This is a genomic window from Mitsuokella apri (assembly GCF_047974105.1).
Classification (GTDB): domain Bacteria; phylum Bacillota; class Negativicutes; order Selenomonadales; family Selenomonadaceae; genus Mitsuokella.
In genome coordinates this window covers 268,709-287,749 of the sequence record NZ_JBHYRS010000002.1, presented here as the reverse complement: position 1 = coordinate 287,749, position 19,041 = coordinate 268,709, and the positions used below count along the sequence as shown (strand labels likewise).

15 protein-coding genes are annotated in these 19,041 nt (G+C 46.6%); all 15 read left to right on the top strand.

Annotation, left to right across the window (positions count from 1 at the left end):
- Nucleotides 1-62: 62 nt before the first annotated feature.
- The 15 genes from ACE419_RS04300 (at nucleotide 63) to ACE419_RS04230 (ending at nucleotide 18,806) form a co-directional block, all read left to right on the top strand.
- Nucleotides 63-1,136, top strand: a complete 1,074-nt coding sequence (locus ACE419_RS04300; RefSeq protein WP_435721137.1) for an ABC transporter ATP-binding protein — start codon at nucleotides 63-65, stop codon at nucleotides 1,134-1,136.
- Nucleotides 1,123-1,962, top strand: coding sequence for an ABC transporter permease (locus ACE419_RS04295; protein ID WP_435721136.1), 840 nt, complete (start codon nucleotides 1,123-1,125; stop codon nucleotides 1,960-1,962). Before ACE419_RS04300 ends, ACE419_RS04295 begins: the two co-directional genes overlap by 14 nt.
- Nucleotides 1,959-2,753, top strand: a complete 795-nt coding sequence (locus ACE419_RS04290; RefSeq protein WP_435721135.1) for an ABC transporter permease — start codon at nucleotides 1,959-1,961, stop codon at nucleotides 2,751-2,753. The genes ACE419_RS04295 and ACE419_RS04290 overlap by 4 nt, the downstream gene beginning before the upstream one ends.
- Nucleotides 2,746-3,849 carry an ABC transporter substrate-binding protein gene (locus ACE419_RS04285; RefSeq protein ID WP_435721134.1) on the top strand — a complete coding sequence of 368 codons (1,104 nt, stop codon included), beginning with the start codon at nucleotides 2,746-2,748 and terminating at the stop codon, nucleotides 3,847-3,849. The genes ACE419_RS04290 and ACE419_RS04285 overlap by 8 nt, the downstream gene beginning before the upstream one ends.
- A 338-nt stretch (nucleotides 3,850-4,187) precedes the next feature.
- Complete coding sequence (locus tag ACE419_RS04280; RefSeq protein WP_435721133.1) at nucleotides 4,188-8,123, top strand: PolC-type DNA polymerase III; 3,936 nt, start codon at nucleotides 4,188-4,190, stop codon at nucleotides 8,121-8,123.
- Nucleotides 8,124-8,226: 103 nt separating this feature from the next.
- The gene (locus ACE419_RS04275) at nucleotides 8,227-9,003 is read left to right on the top strand and encodes a DUF4422 domain-containing protein (RefSeq protein ID WP_435721132.1); all 777 of its coding nucleotides are present in this window, start codon (nucleotides 8,227-8,229) and stop codon (nucleotides 9,001-9,003) included.
- Nucleotides 9,004-9,015: 12 nt separating this feature from the next.
- A complete protein-coding gene (gene wbaP / locus ACE419_RS04270; protein WP_435721131.1) occupies nucleotides 9,016-10,419 on the top strand; it encodes an undecaprenyl-phosphate galactose phosphotransferase WbaP in 1,404 nt (467 codons plus the stop codon).
- Between the two features lie 7 nt (nucleotides 10,420-10,426).
- Nucleotides 10,427-11,875 (top strand): glycosyltransferase, encoded by a 1,449-nt coding sequence (locus ACE419_RS04265; protein ID WP_435721130.1) that lies wholly within the window; start codon nucleotides 10,427-10,429, stop codon nucleotides 11,873-11,875.
- Nucleotides 11,875-12,651: an ABC transporter permease gene (locus tag ACE419_RS04260; RefSeq protein ID WP_435721129.1), complete on the top strand. Its 777-nt coding sequence runs from the start codon at nucleotides 11,875-11,877 to the stop codon at nucleotides 12,649-12,651. Before ACE419_RS04265 ends, ACE419_RS04260 begins: the two co-directional genes overlap by 1 nt.
- 33 nt (nucleotides 12,652-12,684) lie before the next feature.
- Nucleotides 12,685-13,416, top strand: a complete 732-nt coding sequence (locus ACE419_RS04255) for an ABC transporter ATP-binding protein (RefSeq protein WP_435721128.1) — start codon at nucleotides 12,685-12,687, stop codon at nucleotides 13,414-13,416.
- A gap of 12 nt (nucleotides 13,417-13,428) precedes the next feature.
- Nucleotides 13,429-15,303, top strand: coding sequence for a DUF4422 domain-containing protein (locus ACE419_RS04250; RefSeq protein ID WP_435721127.1), 1,875 nt, complete (start codon nucleotides 13,429-13,431; stop codon nucleotides 15,301-15,303).
- A 359-nt stretch (nucleotides 15,304-15,662) separates the two neighbouring features.
- Nucleotides 15,663-16,445, top strand: coding sequence for a hypothetical protein (locus ACE419_RS04245; RefSeq protein WP_435721126.1), 783 nt, complete (start codon nucleotides 15,663-15,665; stop codon nucleotides 16,443-16,445).
- Nucleotides 16,446-16,626: 181 nt separating this feature from the next.
- On the top strand, nucleotides 16,627-17,622 hold the full coding sequence (locus ACE419_RS04240; RefSeq protein WP_435721125.1) for a hypothetical protein: 996 nt from the start codon (nucleotides 16,627-16,629) through the stop codon (nucleotides 17,620-17,622).
- Nucleotides 17,615-18,547, top strand: a complete 933-nt coding sequence (locus tag ACE419_RS04235) for an S-4TM family putative pore-forming effector (RefSeq protein WP_435721124.1) — start codon at nucleotides 17,615-17,617, stop codon at nucleotides 18,545-18,547. Before ACE419_RS04240 ends, ACE419_RS04235 begins: the two co-directional genes overlap by 8 nt.
- 4 nt (nucleotides 18,548-18,551) lie before the next feature.
- The gene (locus tag ACE419_RS04230; RefSeq protein ID WP_435721123.1) at nucleotides 18,552-18,806 is read left to right on the top strand and encodes an acyltransferase family protein; all 255 of its coding nucleotides are present in this window, start codon (nucleotides 18,552-18,554) and stop codon (nucleotides 18,804-18,806) included.
- Nucleotides 18,807-19,041 lie beyond the last annotated feature (235 nt).

The window sequence follows — 19,041 nt, the reverse complement described above, 5'->3', positions numbered from 1 at the left end:
AATAGAGGGGCATTTATTATGAATGGATGCAGGGGAAAATATTGTGTATTGGAGGGTGAAATTTGGCAAAGGAACTTTTACGTTTGGAGCATATTGATAAGTCGTATGATGGCAGGAAGATTCTGGAGGATTTGAATCTTGTCATTCATGAGAATGAGTTTTTGACGCTTTTGGGGCCGTCGGGGTGCGGGAAGACGACGACGCTGCGGCTGATCGGGGGATTTGAGCTGCCGGACCGCGGGCGGATTCTGTTTGACGGCGAGGACATCACGAAGCTGCCGCCGGAGAAGAGGCAGGTCAATACGGTTTTTCAGAAGTATTCGCTGTTCTCGAATATGGATGTGGCCGAGAATATTGCGTTCGGGCTGCGCATCAAGGGCAAGCCGAAGGCCTACATCAAGGATAAAATCAAATATGCGCTGAAACTCGTGAATCTCGACGGCTATGAGCATGCCGACGTCACGGCGCTTTCGGGCGGGCAGCAGCAGCGCATCGCGATTGCGCGCGCGGTCGTCAATGAGCCGAAGGTTCTTTTGCTCGATGAACCTCTGTCGGCTCTCGACCTCAAGCTGCGTCAGAGCATGCAGCGCGAGCTCGTCAAAATCAAGCGCGAGCTCGGCATCACGTTCGTCTTTGTCACGCACGACCAGGAAGAAGCCCTGTCGATGTCGGATACGGTCGTCGTCATGAATCAGGGCTGGATTCAGCAGATTGGCACGCCGGAGAGCGTGTATAACGAGCCGGAGAACGCGTTTGTCGCGGATTTCATCGGCGACAGCAACATCATCGACGGCATCATGATTCGCGACAAGCTCGTGCATCTTCTCGGCAAGGACATTCCGTGCATCAACACGGGCTTTGGCGAGAATGTGCCGGTCGACGTGCAGATTCGTCCAGAGGATATCCAAATTTGTGCGCCGGAGGACGGCCAGTTCCGCGGCGTCATCCGTTCCGTCGTCTTTAAGGGCACGGTTTACGACATCACGATTGAGGCGGGCGGCTTCTCGTGGCTCGTGCAGACGATTACGGGGCACGAGCAGGGCCGCGAAGTCGGCCTGAAGCTCGCGCCGTCGAACATCCAGATTATGGCGAAGCCGGCGTCCGAGGATGAGGAGGCCGCGCATGATGCAAAATAACAAGACGGCCGCGCGCCTTTTTGCCGCGCCGTTTGCCATCTGGGCCGCGATTTTCATCGTGCTGCCCCTGTTTTTCGTGCTCTGGCACGGCCTGACGGATGGGGAAGGGGCCTTTACGCTCGCGAACATCATCGAAGCCGTGCAGCCCGAGTACCTTAAGGCCCTCGGCCTTTCCGTCGAGCTCGCACTCATCAGCACGTTCGTCTGCCTCGTGCTCGCGTATCCGCTCTGCCTCATCCTGCAGGAAATCAAAAAGGGCAGGATGCTGCTGATTTTCCTGCTGTTCCTGCTGCCGCTCTGGATGAATTCGCTCTTGACGACCATGGCCTGGCAGACGATTCTCGAGAAAAACGGCATTATCAACATGGCTTTGCAGGCTCTCGGGCTCCCGACGATGGCCCTTATTAATACGCCGCTCGCCATCGTCATCGGCATGGTCTACAACTTCCTTCCTTATATGGTACTGCCCTTATACGTTTCGCTTTCGCATATTGACAAAAGCATCATTGAGGCCGCACATGACCTCGGCGCGGGCAAATGGCAGACGTTCCGCCGCATCATTTTTCCGCTGTCCGTGCCCGGCGTCATCAGCGGCTGCACGATGGTCTTCATTCCGGCCCTCACGACCTTCGTCATCAGCGCGCTCTTGGGCGGCAACAAAATCCTGCTCATCGGCAACATCATCGAGCAGGAGTTCACGGCGGCCTACGACTGGCAGCTCGGCAGCGCTCTCTCGATGATTCTCATGGTCTTCATTATCCTGAACATCGTCCTTGAGGCCTTTGCCGACCGCGGCGCGAAGAAAAAGGAGGCCGGAGCCAGATGAAACATTTGAAGAAACTTTATCTCGGCCTGATTATCCTGTTCCTCTACGCGCCGATTCTCGTACTCATTGCGCAGTCGTTCAACGCGAGCCGCTACCGCGGCCATTGGACGGGCTTCACGCTTGAGTGGTACACGAAGCTTTTTGAAAGCGAAGAAATCATCGATGCCTTCTTAAATACCCTGACGATTGGCCTGACCGCGGCCTTTTTCGCGACGCTCCTCGGCCTCATCACGGCCCTTGCCATGCGCCGTTTTTCGAAGAAAAGTCAGCTTGCGTTCCGCGGGCTCGCGAACATCCCGCTCTTAAACGCCGACATCGTCACGGGCATTTCCCTGATGCTCTTATTCCTCGGCTTTGGCCTGCGCCTCGGCTACGACACGATTCTCATGGCCCATATCGTCATCAACCTGCCGTACGCGATGCTCTGCATCCTGCCGCAGGTGCTCGGACTCAACAATGTCTGCTACGAAGCGGCCCTCGACCTCGGCGCGACGCCGTTTCAGGCCTTCCGCAAGGTCATTCTGCCGGAGCTGCGGCCCGGCATCGCCGCGGCGTTTCTGCTGTCCTTTGCCATGTCGGCCGATGACTTTATCGTCACGTACTTTACAAAGGGCGCGGGCATCGACACGCTGACGACCGCGATTTACGCGCAGCTCAAGCTCGGCATCCATCCCGAGATGTATGCGCTGTCGACCCTGTTTTTCGTCGGCGTCATCGCCTTTGTCGCTCTGCTGATGGTCAACTGGAAACTCCTGCGCCGCCATCAGAGAAAGGGGCTGCTCGATGACTAACATGACTAAGTTTTATAAATGGAAATACCTCGTGCTCGTCGTGGCCATGCTCAGCACCCTGCTTTTTGCCGGCTGCGACGCCCTGAGCGAGGACAGCGAAGAGTCGGAGGGCGAGGACACGCTCTACATCTACAGCTGGGGCGACTACCTCGACCCCGAGGTCATCACGCAGTTCGAGGAGGAGACGGGCATCCACGTTGTGCTCGACGAATACGACACGAACGAGAGCATGTACCCGCGTGTCAAAGAGGGCGCGACGAGCTACGATCTCATCTGCCCGTCCGACTATATGATTCAGAAAATGGCCGAAAACGACCTGCTGCAGCCGCTCGACTACGCGAAGCTGCCCAACGCGAAAAAATACATCGGCAAGGCCTTCCTCGCGCAGGCCGAGTCGTACGACCCGGGCAACCGCTATTCCATCCCGTACTGCTGGGGCACGGTCGGCATCATGTACAACACGAAAATGGTCGATGGAGACGTCGACAGCTGGTCCGTGCTGTTTGACCCGAAGTACAAAGACGAAATCCTCATGCAGGATTCCGCGCGCGATGCCTTTATGATTCCGCTGCGCCTGATGGGCGAGTCGATGAACACAAAAGACTCCGCGACGCTTGCAAAAGCCCGCGACATGCTGATTGCCCAGAAGCCCCTCGTGCAGGCCTACGGCGTCGATGATATCCGCGACAAACTCGCCTCGGGCGAAGCCGCGCTCGGCGTCATCTACTCGGGCGAGGCCATCAACCTCATAAAGGCCAATCCGGACCTCGCGTTCTGCGCCGCGCCGAAGGAAGGCACGAACCTCTGGATGGACGGCTGGGTTATTCCGAAAAACGCCAAACACGTCGAAAACGCCCACCGCTTCATCGACTTCCTCTGCCGCCCCGACATCGCCGCCAAAAACTTCGAAGCCCTCGGCTACTCCACGCCGAACATTGCCGTCGAAGAAATTGAAGCCGACGACATGGACGAAGAAGAACGCGAAATCGCCTTCCCGGATGAGGAAACGTATACGGGACAGGAGACGTATCAGTACCTTGGCGAGGCTGTCGACAAGCTCTATACCAAGCTTTGGCTGCAGGTCAAAGTCGAATAAGATTGCCGAAAATCGGCAGATGTGATATAATAAAGTCGACAAAAGGATATAAGTCGTCCATGCGACGCACGAAAGCCCCCAGAACGGCCATTCTGGGGGCTTTCTATGTCATTTTGCCTTTATAGCAGGGCGACACGTTCCGCGGGTTGGCTGTCAGTTAGTCCCTGTCCAGCCATTTGCAGATGAAGTGACAAACAACACCTGTAGAAAAGGCATTTGGCTATTGCAGTCAAATGCCTTTTCCAATATAATAGAGTAGCAATGAATTTTATGCCGGCACCGCAGTGCCGGTTTTCTCTATACTATGACACGAAGACACTTAGAAAGGATGGCCGCAGATGCAGAAGTTCCGGATTATTCCGAGTCAGAAGAATATGTTCTGGCAGCTGGTGCAGGGGATGCGCCTTGAAGAGGGGGAGAAAGCCCTCTTGAAGGCCGCGACGATCCGCCATGTGGAGGTCTGCACGCACACGAACAGCTGGGAAATCGCGCTGATGACGCAGACGTATATCCCCGAGGAACTCCTCAAAAACGCCGCGGACCAGATTGCAGAGAAGTGCCAGCTCTCTTCGTGTGTCTTCTATCAGGACGTCGTGAACGTCGAAGACGCCCTCGGCAAAATCTGGAACCGCCTTGTCTACGAGACCTCAGAGGGCAATCCGACCGTCTATGAGCTTTTAAAGCGCTCAAAATACACGGTCGACGGCGCGCACATTGTCATCGACGTGCCGGGCGAGCTCGGCGGCGAAATCATGCGCGCGCACTCGGTCACGCAGGTCATGAGCGGCCTTATCGAACAGAAACTCGGCTACCGCTGCCGCGTCGAATGCGAGGCCAGCGAGGAAGTCCTGCAGAATCTCGAAGTCGACGAATCCTTCAGCGACCCCGACTACTGCGAAGCCCTGCGCCGCGTCAAGAAGCAGCGCGAAAAAGAAGAGGCTGCCGAGGAAGACTACTCGGCCATCACGCCGGACGAAATGGAAGGCGTGCCTGCGCCTGTATATAATAGGAAGGAAACTGCTCAAAACGCGCCGGCTCCGAAGGCCGCAAACGCCGCCAAAGCCCCGCAGACAAAGGCCAGCAAGCCCAAGAAAACAGCCAAAAAGTCGAAGCTGCCCGAAAACGGCCCGATCATTGTGCCGAATCACGGCGACCTCATTTTCGGCAAGGGCATGTCCGGCAAATTCCACAAGATCGACGAGCTCTCGGGCGAGACGAAGAACGTCATCATCGAGGGCACAATCGGCGAGGGTCCGGGCTCGGGCCTCAGGACCATCGAGTTCAAGACGGGCACGAAGCTCCTGACGTTCTGTATCTCCGACGACACGAACGGCATCGCCTGCAAGAAATTCTTCATGAAAAGACGCGGCAGAGGCGCCGTTCAGGAAGACTACGACACCATCATGGGGCAGCTCAAAGAGGGCATGCGCGTGTGCGCCCACGGCGACGTCCGCTTTGATACGTATATGAACGAATACGTCCTCTTCATCGACAGCATGACGAAAAAAGAAGTCAAGCCGCGCGAAGACCACGCCGAAGTTAAGCGCGTCGAGCTCCACGCCCACACGACGATGAGCAGCATGGACGCCGTCGTCTCCGTCAAAAACCTCATCAAGACCGCCGACCGCTGGGGCTGGCCCGCTGTGGCCGTCACGGACCACGGCGTCGTGCAGGCTTTCCCGGACGCCGCCAAGGCCCTCAAGGACTGCAAGACGGACCTCAAGGTCATCTACGGCATGGAGGGCTACCTCGTCCAGAGCGACCCGCTGCAGAAACGCGCGAACCACATCATCATGCTCGCGAAGACGCCAAACGGCCTTCGCAACCTCTACCAGCTCGTCTCCCTTGCGCACCTCAAGTACTTCCACCGTCAGCCAAGACTGCCGAAGCACATCATCGAGGAATACCGCGAAGGCCTGCTCATCGGCTCGGCCTGCGAAGCCGGCGAACTCATCCGCGCCATCGAGGAACAGCGCCCTGACGAGGACCTCTTAAAAATCGCCTCGTTCTACGACTACCTCGAAATCCAGCCGATTCACAACAACGACTTTTTAAAACGCAGCGACAAATACCCGGACATCCAGACCGACGAAGACCTCATCAACATCAACCTCAAAGTCGCCGAAATCGCGAAAAAACTCGGCAAGCCCCTCGTCGCGACCTGCGACGTGCACTTTCTGAACCCGGAGGACAGCATCTACCGCGCAATTCTCATGAAAGGCAAGGGTTTTGACGACGCCGAGAAACAGCCGCCGCTTTATCTGCGCACGACGGACGAGATGCTGGCAGAATTCTCGTATCTCGGCGAAGAAGCGGCCTACGAGGCCGTCGTGACGAACCCGCGCAAAATCGCCGACCAGATCGAGCGCTTCAAGCCGATTCCGGACGACCTTTACTCGCCGCAGATTCCGGGCGCCGACGACGAGATCCGCGAGATGTCCTACAAAAAAGCCCGCGAGATGTACGGCGAAAACCTGCCGAAAATCGTCGAAGACCGCCTCAAGCAGGAATTAAAGCCGATCATCGCACATGGCTTCTCCGTGCTGTACCTCATCGCGCAGCGCCTCGTCAAGAAATCCAACGACGACGGCTACCTCGTTGGCTCGCGTGGTTCCGTCGGCTCGTCCTTCATCGCGACGATGACGGGCATCACCGAGGTCAACCCGCTGCCGCCGCACTGGCGCTGCCCGAAATGCCAGTACAGCAAATTCATCACGGACGGCTCCTACGGCTGCGGCTACGACCTTCCCGACAAAGTATGCCCAGTCTGCGGCGAACCTCTTATCAAAGACGGCCACGACATCCCGTTTGCCGTCTTCCTCGGCTTCGACGGCGACAAAGTCCCGGATATCGACCTGAACTTCTCGGGTGCCTATCAGCCAGTTGCCCACAAATACACGGAAATCCTCTTTGGCAAGGACAACGTCTATAGAGCAGGCTCCATCCAGACCGTCGCCGACAAGACGGCGTTTGGCTACGTCAAGAAATTCTTCGAGGAAAAGGGCGTCAAGAAGCACATTTCCTACATTGATAAAATGGCCCATGGCTGCATGGGCGTCAAATCGACGACGGGCCAGCATCCGGCCGGCATCATGGTCGTGCCGCGCAACATGGACGTCCACTTCTTCACGCCGATTCAGCACCCGGCCAACGACATGAACTGCGGCACCATCACGACCCACTTCGATTATCACTCCATCAGCAGCCGACTCGTCAAGCTCGACATCCTCGGCCACGATGACCCGACCGTCATCAAGATGCTCGAAGACCTCACGCACCGCGACCCGAAGACGATTCCGTTTGACGACGTCGCGACGATGTCGATTTTCAATTCCACGCGCGCCCTCGGTGTCACGCCCGAAGAGCTCGGCGCGACGAGCGGCACCTTCGGCATCCCGGAGTTCCGCACGCCGTTCACGCGCCAGATGATTGACGACACGCAGCCGGACGTATTCTCCGACCTCGTGCGCATCTCAGGATTCTCGCACGGCACGGACGTCTGGCTCGGCAACGCGCAGGACCTCATCCGCAGCGGCCAGTGCACCATCAAGAACGCCATTTCCGCGCGCGACGACATCATGATGTACCTGATCCACAACGGCATCGACCCGCTGCTTTCCTTCAAGACGATGGAAAAAGTCCGCAAGGGCAAGGGCATCGCGCCGGAGGTCGTCGAAATCCTCCGCAAGGGCGGCATCCCCGAATGGTTCATCGAGTCGTGTCAGAAGATAAAATATCTCTTCCCGCGCGCCCACGCGACGGCCTACGTCATGATGGCCTACCGCATTGCCTACTGCAAAGTCCATTATCCGCTCGCGTACTACGCCGCGTATTTCTCCATCCGCGCCGCCGAATTCGACGCCAACGTCATCGCGCGCGGCAAGGACTACGTCGAAGCGCAGATGAAAGGCCTCGAGGCCCTGTCGAAAGAAAAGAAACTCGACGCCAAGCAGAATGCGACGCTCATCGTCCTGCAGCTCGCCTGGGAAATGTTCCTCCGCGGCTTCACCTGCGAATACGTCGACCTCTACCGCTCCGACTCGACCAAATTCATCATCGACGGCAACGCCCTGCTGCCGCCGATTGCCTCCCTTGCCGGCATGGGCCAGAAAGCCGCGCAGGGCATCGTCGAAGCCCGCAAAGAAGGCTCCTTCACCTCCATTGAAGACCTCCGCCGCCGCTCCGGCATCTCCAAAACCAACGTCGAAATCCTAAGAAACCACGGCTGCCTTGACGGCATGAGCGAAAGCGACCAGATCGCCCTGTTCAGCTGAGGGGGATAAGTGTGTCGGATGTCCTTGTCAATTCTCGCAAATAGCTATATAATGGTATATATTTGACATACAAGAAAAACAGGGACATAGGGGGAATTGTCTTTTGAATATCAGGATTCTTGTAGCGGTGCACAAGCCCTACTGGATGCCGGCGGATGACTGCTATCTTCCGCTTCATGTCGGCCATAAGGGGAAGGCCGACCTTGGCTTTCAGGGCGACGACACCGGCGACAACATCAGCGCGAAGAACCCGCACTACTGCGAGCTCACGGGCCTTTACTGGGCGTGGAAAAACATGCCCAAAGACGTCGAGTACCTCGGCCTTGTGCACTATCGCCGCTATTTTACGCGCCATGAAGTGCATCATGTCGAGAAACGCAAGGCACAGGTCCTGACGCAGGCTGACTTTGAGCAGCTTCTGCAGCAGGCTCCTGTCATCGTGCCGGGCAAACGCCGCTACTACATCGAGACAAACCGCTCCCACTACAACCATGCCCATCACACGGACGGCCTCGACCTCGCCGAGACCATCATCCACGAACAGTGTCCCGAGTACGACGAGGCCTTTAAGACCGTCATGAACCGTACCTGGGCCCATATGTTCAACATGTTCGTCATGCGCCGCGACCTCTTCGACGCCTACTGCAGCTGGCTCTTCGCCATCCTCAGCGAGCTCGAAAAACGCGTCGACATCACGGGCTGGAACACCTACGAGTCACGCATCTACGGCTTCGTGGCCGAGCGTCTGCTCGATGTTTGGCTGGAGAAAAACCATGTTCCCTATCACGAGCAGAACATATCATTTTTGGAACATCAGAACTGGCTGAAAAAAGGCAGTTCTTTTGTTATGCGTAAGTTTCAAGGCAGACGTTATGGATAAGGAGGAAGTTCATTGACCCAAAGGTATCGTCATTTCCTCTGTTCCCTTATCTTCGTGATGACCGACTATCTGGCTGTCGTGACTGCCGAAAAAATGGCCCTCTGGCTCCGGAACCTCAATGTCCATTACACAATTCCCTGGAACTATATCTACATCTGGGTTCCGTTGGTTTTTTTCGTCTTTTTTGCACAGACGCAGGTCTATACTAAAATGCAGCCCATACTGGATTCAACGCGCAAGGTTTTCTATGCCGTGGTCTACGGCATGGTCAGCTGCATCCTGCTGCTGTTCCTATTTAAGGAAAGTATTGCACTGTCCCGTATCTTTGCCGGCCTGTTCTGCATCTTTGTCCTGATAAATATCTTTGTTGCACGCTTTTTCGTCCGCTGGCTCATGAAAAAGGCACATCTCTTCTATGACCCTGTCATCCTTATAGGGGCGGGGCGCACAGCCGAGCATGTGCTGCGTTTCTTCAAAAATGATTTGGGCTATCGCTATGACGTTACGGGCATCATCGATGATCATCCCATTTCCAAGCAGATTTCGAATAAATTTCTGCTCTATGGAAGTTTCGAAGAGGCAGAAAGCATTGTGCGGGATTCCGGCATCCAGAATGTCATCATCACGGCGCCAGGACTAAAAAAGGAGGCCCTGCAGGACCTCATCGAGAAAATCCAGCCATATGTGCGCAATATCTCCTGCGTACCAGACCTGATCGGCACGCCTATGGCCGGTGTCGAAGCACAGGTCCTGTTCAGCGAAGAAATCCTCATGCTCACGATGAAGAACAACCTTGCAAGCCGCTGGAACCGCTTTGTCAAGCGTGTTTTCGATATCGTCTGCACGATTCTCGGCAGCATCCTTTTTTCGCCGTTGATTATCGCCCTCGTTATCATTGTGGGCATCAACAACAAGGGACATATCATCTTCGCGCACCAGCGTGTGGGGAAGAATGGCGTCATGTTCCCGTGCTATAAATTCCAGACCATGGTCCCAAACGCGCAGGAAGCCCTTGAGAAATACCTCAAGAAAAATCCGGCGGCGCGGGCGGAATGGGAAGCCAACTTCAAGCTTGAACACGACCCCCGCGTCACCAAGCTTGGGGCTTTCCTGAGAAAAACGAGTCTCGACGAGATCCCGCAGCTCTGGAACGTCATCAAGGGAGATATGAGTCTGGTTGGCCCAAGACCCATCATCACGGAAGAGATTGAACGCTACGGCGACTACTTCCGCGAATACAGCATGGTCCTGCCCGGCATCACCGGCATGTGGCAGGCCAGCGGCCGCAGCGACGTCACCTACGAAGAGCGCGTGGCCATGGATACCTGGTATGTGCGCAACTGGTCACTTTGGGTTGACCTCATGTATCTGTTTAAGACCTTTGCCGTTGTTATTTCAAGAAAAGGAGCGTATTGAGTCAGACGTGGAAAAACTCTATGCACTTACCGACACAAAGGAAAGGGAAAAACAAGACCTTTACATAAAGAAATCCAGCCGACTGCTGGATTTTGCTACATATTTTAACTCCTTCAGCCTGCGTAAATGGAAGCAGTATACGACACTGCAGACACTTACCGTAAAGCTGGAGCTCAAAGGACCATTCAAACTGTGTTTTCTGACCTTCTCGGCAGATGGCGAACGGTCTGTACTGGAAGCACAGACCAAAGGCGGGCTTTATGAGCATACCTTTGCCCTACAAGAGCTTACAGGAGATATCCTAGGCTTTCGTCTGGAAGCCCTGCAGGAGGATGCCCAATTCCTAAAGGGAGCTTATTATGGAGATGCTGTGAACTGGCATAAATGCGATATGGGCGCAGGCATCTGCACGTTTAAGCGCGAGGAATACGTCAAACGCACGATGCAGGTACTCGAAGACTTCCAGCAAGAACATTCCTGGCTTTCCGTGCTTGTCGTCGACAATGGCAGCACGCTGCCCTGCAAAGAAACACCGGCCCTGCGCATTATCCACAACCGCAATTACGGCGGCAGCGGCGGTTTTACGCGCGCCTTGATTGAATACGTAGAGCAGGGGAAAGTCGATTACGTCCTGCTCATGGATGATGATATCGTCTTGGAGCCATCTGTCATCGAGCGTGCTCATTCTCTGCTGTCCTGCCTCAAAGAAGAATATCAGGACAGTTTTTTGAGCGGAGCCATGCTCTCCCTTGAGCATCCCACCGTCCAATACGAGAATACAGCCTATTGGGGCAAGATTCGTCTGCACGGCCTTGGCAAAGGCTTTGTGATGGACAACATTGAGACCTGTGTCCGGAATGAGTCACTTGGATCATATCCCAATCAATACGGGGCCTGGTGGTTCTGCTGCATCCCCGTGCACCGCATCCGTGCCATTGGCTATCCATTGCCCGTCTTCCTCAAGGGAGATGACATGGAGTACGGCATCCGCAACGACCGTCCTGTCCTCAGCATGAATGGCATTGCCGTCTGGCATCAGTCTTTTGCAAAGAAACAAAGTAATATGGTAAATTATTTTTCTGATAGAAATAGCTTTATCATAAATAACTATGCTAAAAATACAGGGCTACTTACGCTCTTGGTATCTATAATAGGAAGAGGATTTAAAAGAATTATATCTGGGGAAAATGGTGCTTTTCATTCTTTTTACCTTGCTGTGAGAGATTATAGAAGAGGGTTTTACTATATGACCCAGGTGCCACTGGATAAAAAGATGGAATTAATAAGGCAAGAAATCGTAAAGGCAACATCACTCCAAGGTGATGTAATGCGTTTATTTAAAGAATTCATGTGTTTAATTATAGACTATCAATACAAAAAAAATGAATACAATGATTTCCGCCGTATAAGGCTAAAGACGAAAGATTTTTGGAAACAATATATGAGGATAATATGATGATGAGTTTAGTAAAAGAGTTATATAAATATAAGTATTTAATTCATGAATTGGTCATTCGAGATATCAAAAAAAAATACAGAAGATCTTTTTTGGGTGTATTATGGAGTTTGTTAAATCCATTATTAATGATGGTGATAACCGCAATGATTTTTTCAACGTTATTCCGATTTGATATTCAAAATTTTCCACTGTATTTATTGTGTGGGCAAATAATAATTTCGTTCTATAATGAAAGTACTACCTTTGCTATGAGTTCAATTATAGAAAATTCATCGTTGATAAAAAAAGTATATATACCGAAATATTTATTTCCTCTGTCTCGAGTAATTTCTAGCAATATTAATTTATTATTCACATTACCAGCATTATTTCTTATACTGATAATTACGAAATGGTCATTTCCGATAGGAACGTTTAGCTTTGTAATTCCATTATTTTTGTTGTTAGTTTTCTGTTTAGGAGTAGGGCTTATTTTATCTACTGTTGCAGTTTATTTTAGAGATATATTTCATTTATATGGTGTATTTTTAACGGTTTTAGGATATGCTACTCCAGTTTTTTATCCAGAAAGTATAGTTCCAGAAAAATATATGTTTTTGTTCAAACTTAATCCAATATATTATTATTTAAAGGCATTTAGGCAATCCATATATGATGGCGTATTTCCTGATATATCCCTATTGGGAATATGCTTAGTGTTATCATTTGCTGCTATTTTTATAGGAAGTATAGTTTTTAAAAAATACCATAATAAGTTCATATTATATATCTAAATTTTATTATTATAATTATGAGAGAGAATGTATATGAAAAAAACAGTAATAAGTGTTGATCACGTATCGATGCATTTCAACTTAATGGAAGAGCGTATTGATAGTATAAAAGAATATGTAGTTAAATTATTAAAAGGGAAATTGTTATATAATGATTTTATTGCACTCGATGATGTATCATTTAAAGTTCAAGAAGGCGATATATTAGGAATAGTTGGCTTCAATGGCGCCGGAAAAAGTACTATGTTAAAAATATTGGCTGGCGTGTTGCAGCCCACTAGTGGTAGCGTAAAGGTTAGTGGTTCTATTGCGCCGTTAATTGAAGTAGGCGCTGGTTTCGATCCAGAACTTACAGCAAAAGAAAATATATTTTTAAATGGTGCAATCCTAGGCTATACGAAGGCATTTTTAGAAGATAAATATGAGCAGATTGTTGATTTCGCGGAATTAAAGGATTTTATAAATGTACCTGTGAAAAATTTTTCAAGCGGTATGTATGCACGTTTGGGATTTGCAATAGCAACAATGGTAAAACCAGACATCTTAATAGTAGATGAAGTTTTATCAGTTGGTGATTATAAGTTCCAACAAAAGTGTGAAGATAGAATACAAGAAATGATAAAAGATAATGTCACTATTATTCTGGTTTCTCATGATATAAGGATGATAGAGAATTTATGTAATAAAGTTTTATGGTTAGATCATGGGAAAATGAAAGATTTTGGTGAAAAAGAGCGAGTTTGCGAAGAATATAAGAATAATTAGGGGGAAGTATAAATGAAAAATAAAAAAATTGAGATATATGTAGCTTGTCATAAGCCATCCGAATTGCCCAAAAATGAGTTATTTATTCCAATTCATGTAGGTGCAAAATTATCTAATAAGGAACTTAATATACAACGAGACGATGCAGGTGACAATATTTCTGAAAAGAATCCTCAATATTGCGAAATGACTGCACAGTACTGGGCATGGAAACATTCTGATGCAGATTATATCGGATTATGCCATTATAGAAGATATTTGAATTTCACAAAAGAAAGATTCCAGAATTTCACACCAGATAATCGTAAACAAGTATTGGTAAGAGTATTAAATCCTTTTACAGAGAAAAAGTATGGATTGTTAGATAAAAGTGTAATTGAAGAGACAATACAAAACAATGATATTCTGGTAGGAGAAGCACAGGATTTAAGTAAAGTAAATACACCATTTGGCCCTAAAAAAACAACACTTGAACATTGGTTAGCACACGATAAGGCACTAATTAATGTTGATGATTTAAAAAAAATGTTTGCAATCGTAGAAGAATATTATCCGGATATTTATAAAAATATGCGTGAATACCTTGACGGAAAATATTTTTACGGATTTAATACTTTTGTATTACGTGCAGATTTATTCAAAAAAATGTGTGCCTTTGAATTTGATGTATTAAATCGTTTGGAGAAAGTGGTTGATTTATCTCACTATAATCAGCAGCTTTCCAGAATATATGGGTTCATGGGAGAAATCTTATTTAGCTCATATATATATTACTTGAAAAAAACTACCCCGTCAATCAAAGTAAAAGAATGCCAAATGCTTTACTTTGATAAAACAGATCCGATATCTAATGTGATGCCGGCAACACCTGATTCAAAAAAAATTGTGATTGATGCCGACAAAGTACCATTGTTTTTATTGTATCCATCGGTATATACATTAATCAATAATCTCTCTAGTAATAAAGAATATGACCTCGTGATTATGGCTAATACAATAGATTCTTTCTACAAAAATTATTACCAACAACTCTGCTCTCCTTATACTAATGTGCATGTTCATTTTAAAGAAACATCTTCTTTCTTGGATGCCTTAACAGAAGAATATGGTAAGTTCTCCTATTTTGCTAATTCTTTTTTGCCGTGGATTTTACCTAATTTCGATTCATGCCTTTATCTTAGATGGAATACATTGATTGAAAAAAATATAGATAGTATTTTTGATTTAGAATTAATTGAGAAGCCTATTGCAGCTGTTAAGTCCGTATATTATCAAGGTATTTTAAATACATTTTATACTGAAGACAAAGTCTACAATGAATCTTTTTTTAAGATTCATAATATATATGATTATGTTAGTGATACTGTATTCATGATCAATTTAGAAAAATTAAGAGAAACCTCATTAAAAATGCTGATAGCTAAACTGCCGATAAAAAATACAAATTTGCCAAGAAGTCCACGATCGATCGAAATTTTTAATTCGATTTACCAAGAAAATATTCAATTTTTGCCGCATGAATATAATTGGTTGTATAATACCACACAGGGAACAGAATTTTATGTAAAAGAAGCACCTTATAATCTAGTAAAAGAGTATCAAAAGGCAAAAAAAAATAAATATATCAGTACTTATCATGAAGATTCACCCTGGTACATTTATAAATCACCAGAATTTTATTTGCTATATTGGGATATTGTGAATAAAGGTACGTTAAGCGAGGTTATACATAATCATCTAATTGCGCGTCATGATGCACATCTATCATTAAATATGTTAGTACATAAATTTGTCGATAAAATGCTTCCTAAAAAAACTGGAAGAAGAGAATTAGTTAAAAGACTTTTTCCAAAGGGAAGTTATATTTATAAAAAATTTTATAGATGATTACTATTTTTCTATTTTGTTGCTTATGATAAGTTCCGTGTGACGTGTTTTAATTTAATAACTCAATATGAGCTGCTTGCTATTTATGTACAAGAAGTCCCCCGTAGCGTTCGGTTTCACTGCGGAGGCTGGGGCGGGGCTTCTTTCGTGTTTCGTTATGTCTGGCCGGCTCTTAGCGGGCCCGTCGCTGTTCATGTAGCTTTTTGCTCAGCTTTGTCTAAGTCCTTCCGTGAAGCGGTCTATGGAGCATTGGAAATTGGTCAGGAAGTAGAGCGTGACGACAGTGGGGACGGTTGTATTGAAATCATTAAGATTTCTGAAGTCATCTTTGTTCAGATTAATATCTGAGGTAACTGCATATGCCTTATAAGAACAGTAATTTATTCAAAACTCCTTTCGATGATACCATCATATGGCGTTATATGAGTTATGATAAGTTTAAGGACTTAGTTGAAAAGGAAACTTTGTTCTTTTATAGTGTAATCAATTATAGAAAGGGTGATCCCCTTGAAGGCGCTATGCCTCCTTATACGCAGCGTACCATTGGTAATACATATTTCCTTATAGATAATGTACAAGCTACTCCGGAAGGAAGAAAAAAAGCGGTAGACTTTGTAGAGAAATTTTTAGTGGTCAATTGCTGGGGGATAGATAAGCGAGAAGTAAAAAGAAAATGGGATGTATATGCACACGAACCTCATGGCATTGCAATAAAAACAACAGTAGGTCAACTGAAAGAATCTTTTTCCAAGACAAAAGATGATATTTATATTGGTCGAGTTCGTTATATTGATCATTGGATAGATAGTCGTCAATACTCAGATCCATTTAGTTATACAATGCTAAAGGATAAGAGAAAATTTGAATGGGAACATGAGTTGCGCCTTTTAGTAGTTGATGACGATTATAAAGATGCCAGTAAGCATGATTTCAGTACATATGATAAATTCATCGCATCAGATATCGATAAGGTAGGGCATACTGAATTCAAATATATAAATTGCATTCTTGAGCATTTAATAGGCGAAATTTACATATCGCCATGGGGAAATGAGTGCTTCTTAAATAAGGTAAATGATTTTTTAGAGCAACATCATCTTTCGAAACCAGTGCACCGTTCTTTCTATACGGGGCATATGTGATATATCATATCGGAAAAGAAACCGGCGCTGCTTGCCGCTGCTCATCCTTTGCCGGAAACTGCTGGCTGAAACTTGCAGACAGATTAGGAATTTGCTATTTTATAAATTGCAAGGAAGGCAATATGAAAGGATACAGAGTAGTCAAATTGTATCTTTGGCGATATCGTGAGGGAGAAATATAATGTCAACTACGGTTAATGCTTCTTTTGCAGACTTTATGAAGAATCATGTCAACTTGGATTCTGAGGATACGAAGAATGCAAGAAACAGTAAAGATAATCTTCTAAATAACATAAAATCATTTAATGATGATGAAGAATTTTTCCATCTATGTGAAGATTTTAATATACAATTCGGTTCTTTTGCACGCCGGACTAAAATTAGACCATTAGATGACATTGACTTGATGATAGGTTTATCTGCAGATGGAGGGACGTATACAGAATATAGTTGGGATGATATCAGAATAAATGTCAGTTCTACAGTTCGTGGCCAGAAGGATTGCAGGAGAGAGGATGGAACGTTAAATAGTACTCAGGTGCTGAATAAGTTCAGGGCAAAGTTAAAATCCTTGGCAAACTATTCACGATCTGACATAAAACGCTCTCAAGAGGCAATTGTCTTAAATCTAAAATCCCAAGACTGGTCATATGACATTGTACCCTGCTATCATACAGTAAAGGATATTAACAATCGTTCATATTATTTGATTCCAAACGGAAATGGTAATTGGAAAAAGACAGATCCTAGTCGTGATAGAGATTATGTAACAAGAATTAATCAGAGTAAAGAGGGAAGATTATTAGAACTTATTCGGTTGTCAAAAAAGTGGAATACCGTAAAGAATGCCCCAACAATGCCGTCGTACTTGCTGGAAACGATGGTAGTAAGATATGCGGAATCGGAAATAAAATTATCTGAGTATATTGATTGGAGATTTAAGTACTTCCTAAAATATCTTTATGAAAAAATATATTCTTCTGTAGATGATTTGAAAGAAATACAGGGAGATATCAATACATTAACTTATGAGGAAAAATCTGCAATATATGACGTTGCAAAACGTGACTATGATAAAGCCGTTGAAGCTGGCGAATATGAAACTCAAAGAGATATGGAAAAATCAATAAATAAATGGAGAGAAATAATGGGGAGCGATTTTCCTACCTATGGCTAAGAGCATTTATGATATGCAAAATGAAGATATCTATTTAAAGTGTTTAGCAACTCAAAGAAAGATATATTCTAAAGCTAAATGCTTAAATGGAAAAATAGTATTTTTAATTATTGTTCTTATCATATATCAAAGTGTTATCTGCAAAATATATAATTTTGATTTTGAAATAAAATTTATTGTGCCAGCTATTTTATCTGGATTCATTTTTATTTTGTCAAATAAGATAAAAGAAAAGAAGAAGGCTGCAGCAGATTTACAACAATATATCGATATAAATCTCTATTCAAAAGTAACTGAAACAAGTTTTGAAGATTGGGGATATGTTTACTCTGCTAATACGATCAATGATTTGTTAAGTGAATATGAATGCAAGCATGACGAATATAAAAAAATGAAAAATTGGTACGAGGATTATTCAAAATTAACACCGGTTCAACAAGTTTATTATTGTCAGCGAGAAAATATTCGTTGGGATTATAAGTTGCGCAGAAATTATATAACAATCCTGATTATTATTGGTTTTATATATTTGATTCTAGCAGTAAATAGTTTTATCTCAGATATAGCACTCGCTGTTGTTTGTGCAATACCAATTTTTGATAAAATAAAAAAAGATATATATGATTTACATAAAGATTGTCAACGACTGACAAGGATGAAAGCAAAAATCGATATAATCATTAAGCAAATCGAGAATAAAAATATAAAAAATGAAATCAGAGAACTAGCTGATTTACAGAACGAAATTAAAGAAAATAGAGAATCTGCAAAATTAATACCAGATTTCTTCTATGATATTTATGAAAAGAAGTTCCATAAAAAAGAGAAGATTATAGCAAGCAATGCGAATAATGCAAGGTGCAGTTTTAATATGGATGACGATAAGAGTCGGACAGACAGTAAAGAAAAGAAAGAGCAACATTGAGCTTTTGCGCATTGTCGCAATGATGATGATCGTCATGCATCATTATGCTGTGCACGGCGGCTGGGCGTTCACGCCGGAGATGAGCGGGAACAAGCTGTTTCTGCAGCTCTTTTCCTGCGGCGGCAAAATTGGCGTTGACATTTTCGTCATGATCACGGGCTATTTCATGATCACGTCGTCATTCAAGCTGAAGAAGTTGTGGAAGCTGGTCAGTCAATCTGCTCGCCAGCACGACCTTTGGCATCTATCTGCTGCATGACAGCGACTTGCTCCGCACGTATCTCTGGCATCACGTATTCCATAATGCCACCTCTATACATCGGCATGGCTGCCCGTACATGCCATCTCGGCGGTGTTGCTCGTCTTCTTTTGTGGGGCAGTCATCGATTATTTGAGAATCGTGCTCTTGGAACGTCCGCTTATCACAAGACTGTTCCCGCTCTGCGACCGCTGGCAGGAGCGGCTTCGGACCAGGAAACCGTGATCCCGGCAGA

What these genes read in the sequence shown, in the direction of transcription:
- ACE419_RS04295 (WP_435721136.1), top strand. Translation starts at nt 1,123, where the DNA reads ATGATGCAAAATAACAAGACGGCCGCGCGCCTTTTTGCCGCGCCGTTT.
- ACE419_RS04290 (WP_435721135.1), top strand. Translation starts at nt 1,959, where the DNA reads ATGAAACATTTGAAGAAACTTTATCTCGGCCTGATTATCCTGTTCCTC.
- ACE419_RS04285 (WP_435721134.1), top strand. Translation starts at nt 2,746, where the DNA reads ATGACTAACATGACTAAGTTTTATAAATGGAAATACCTCGTGCTCGTC.
- ACE419_RS04280 (WP_435721133.1), top strand. Translation starts at nt 4,188, where the DNA reads ATGCAGAAGTTCCGGATTATTCCGAGTCAGAAGAATATGTTCTGGCAG.
- ACE419_RS04260 (WP_435721129.1), top strand. Translation starts at nt 11,875, where the DNA reads ATGATGAGTTTAGTAAAAGAGTTATATAAATATAAGTATTTAATTCAT.
- ACE419_RS04255 (WP_435721128.1), top strand. Translation starts at nt 12,685, where the DNA reads ATGAAAAAAACAGTAATAAGTGTTGATCACGTATCGATGCATTTCAAC.
- ACE419_RS04250 (WP_435721127.1), top strand. Translation starts at nt 13,429, where the DNA reads ATGAAAAATAAAAAAATTGAGATATATGTAGCTTGTCATAAGCCATCC.
- ACE419_RS04245 (WP_435721126.1), top strand. Translation starts at nt 15,663, where the DNA reads ATGCCTTATAAGAACAGTAATTTATTCAAAACTCCTTTCGATGATACC.
- ACE419_RS04240 (WP_435721125.1), top strand. Translation starts at nt 16,627, where the DNA reads ATGTCAACTACGGTTAATGCTTCTTTTGCAGACTTTATGAAGAATCAT.
- ACE419_RS04235 (WP_435721124.1), top strand. Translation starts at nt 17,615, where the DNA reads ATGGCTAAGAGCATTTATGATATGCAAAATGAAGATATCTATTTAAAG.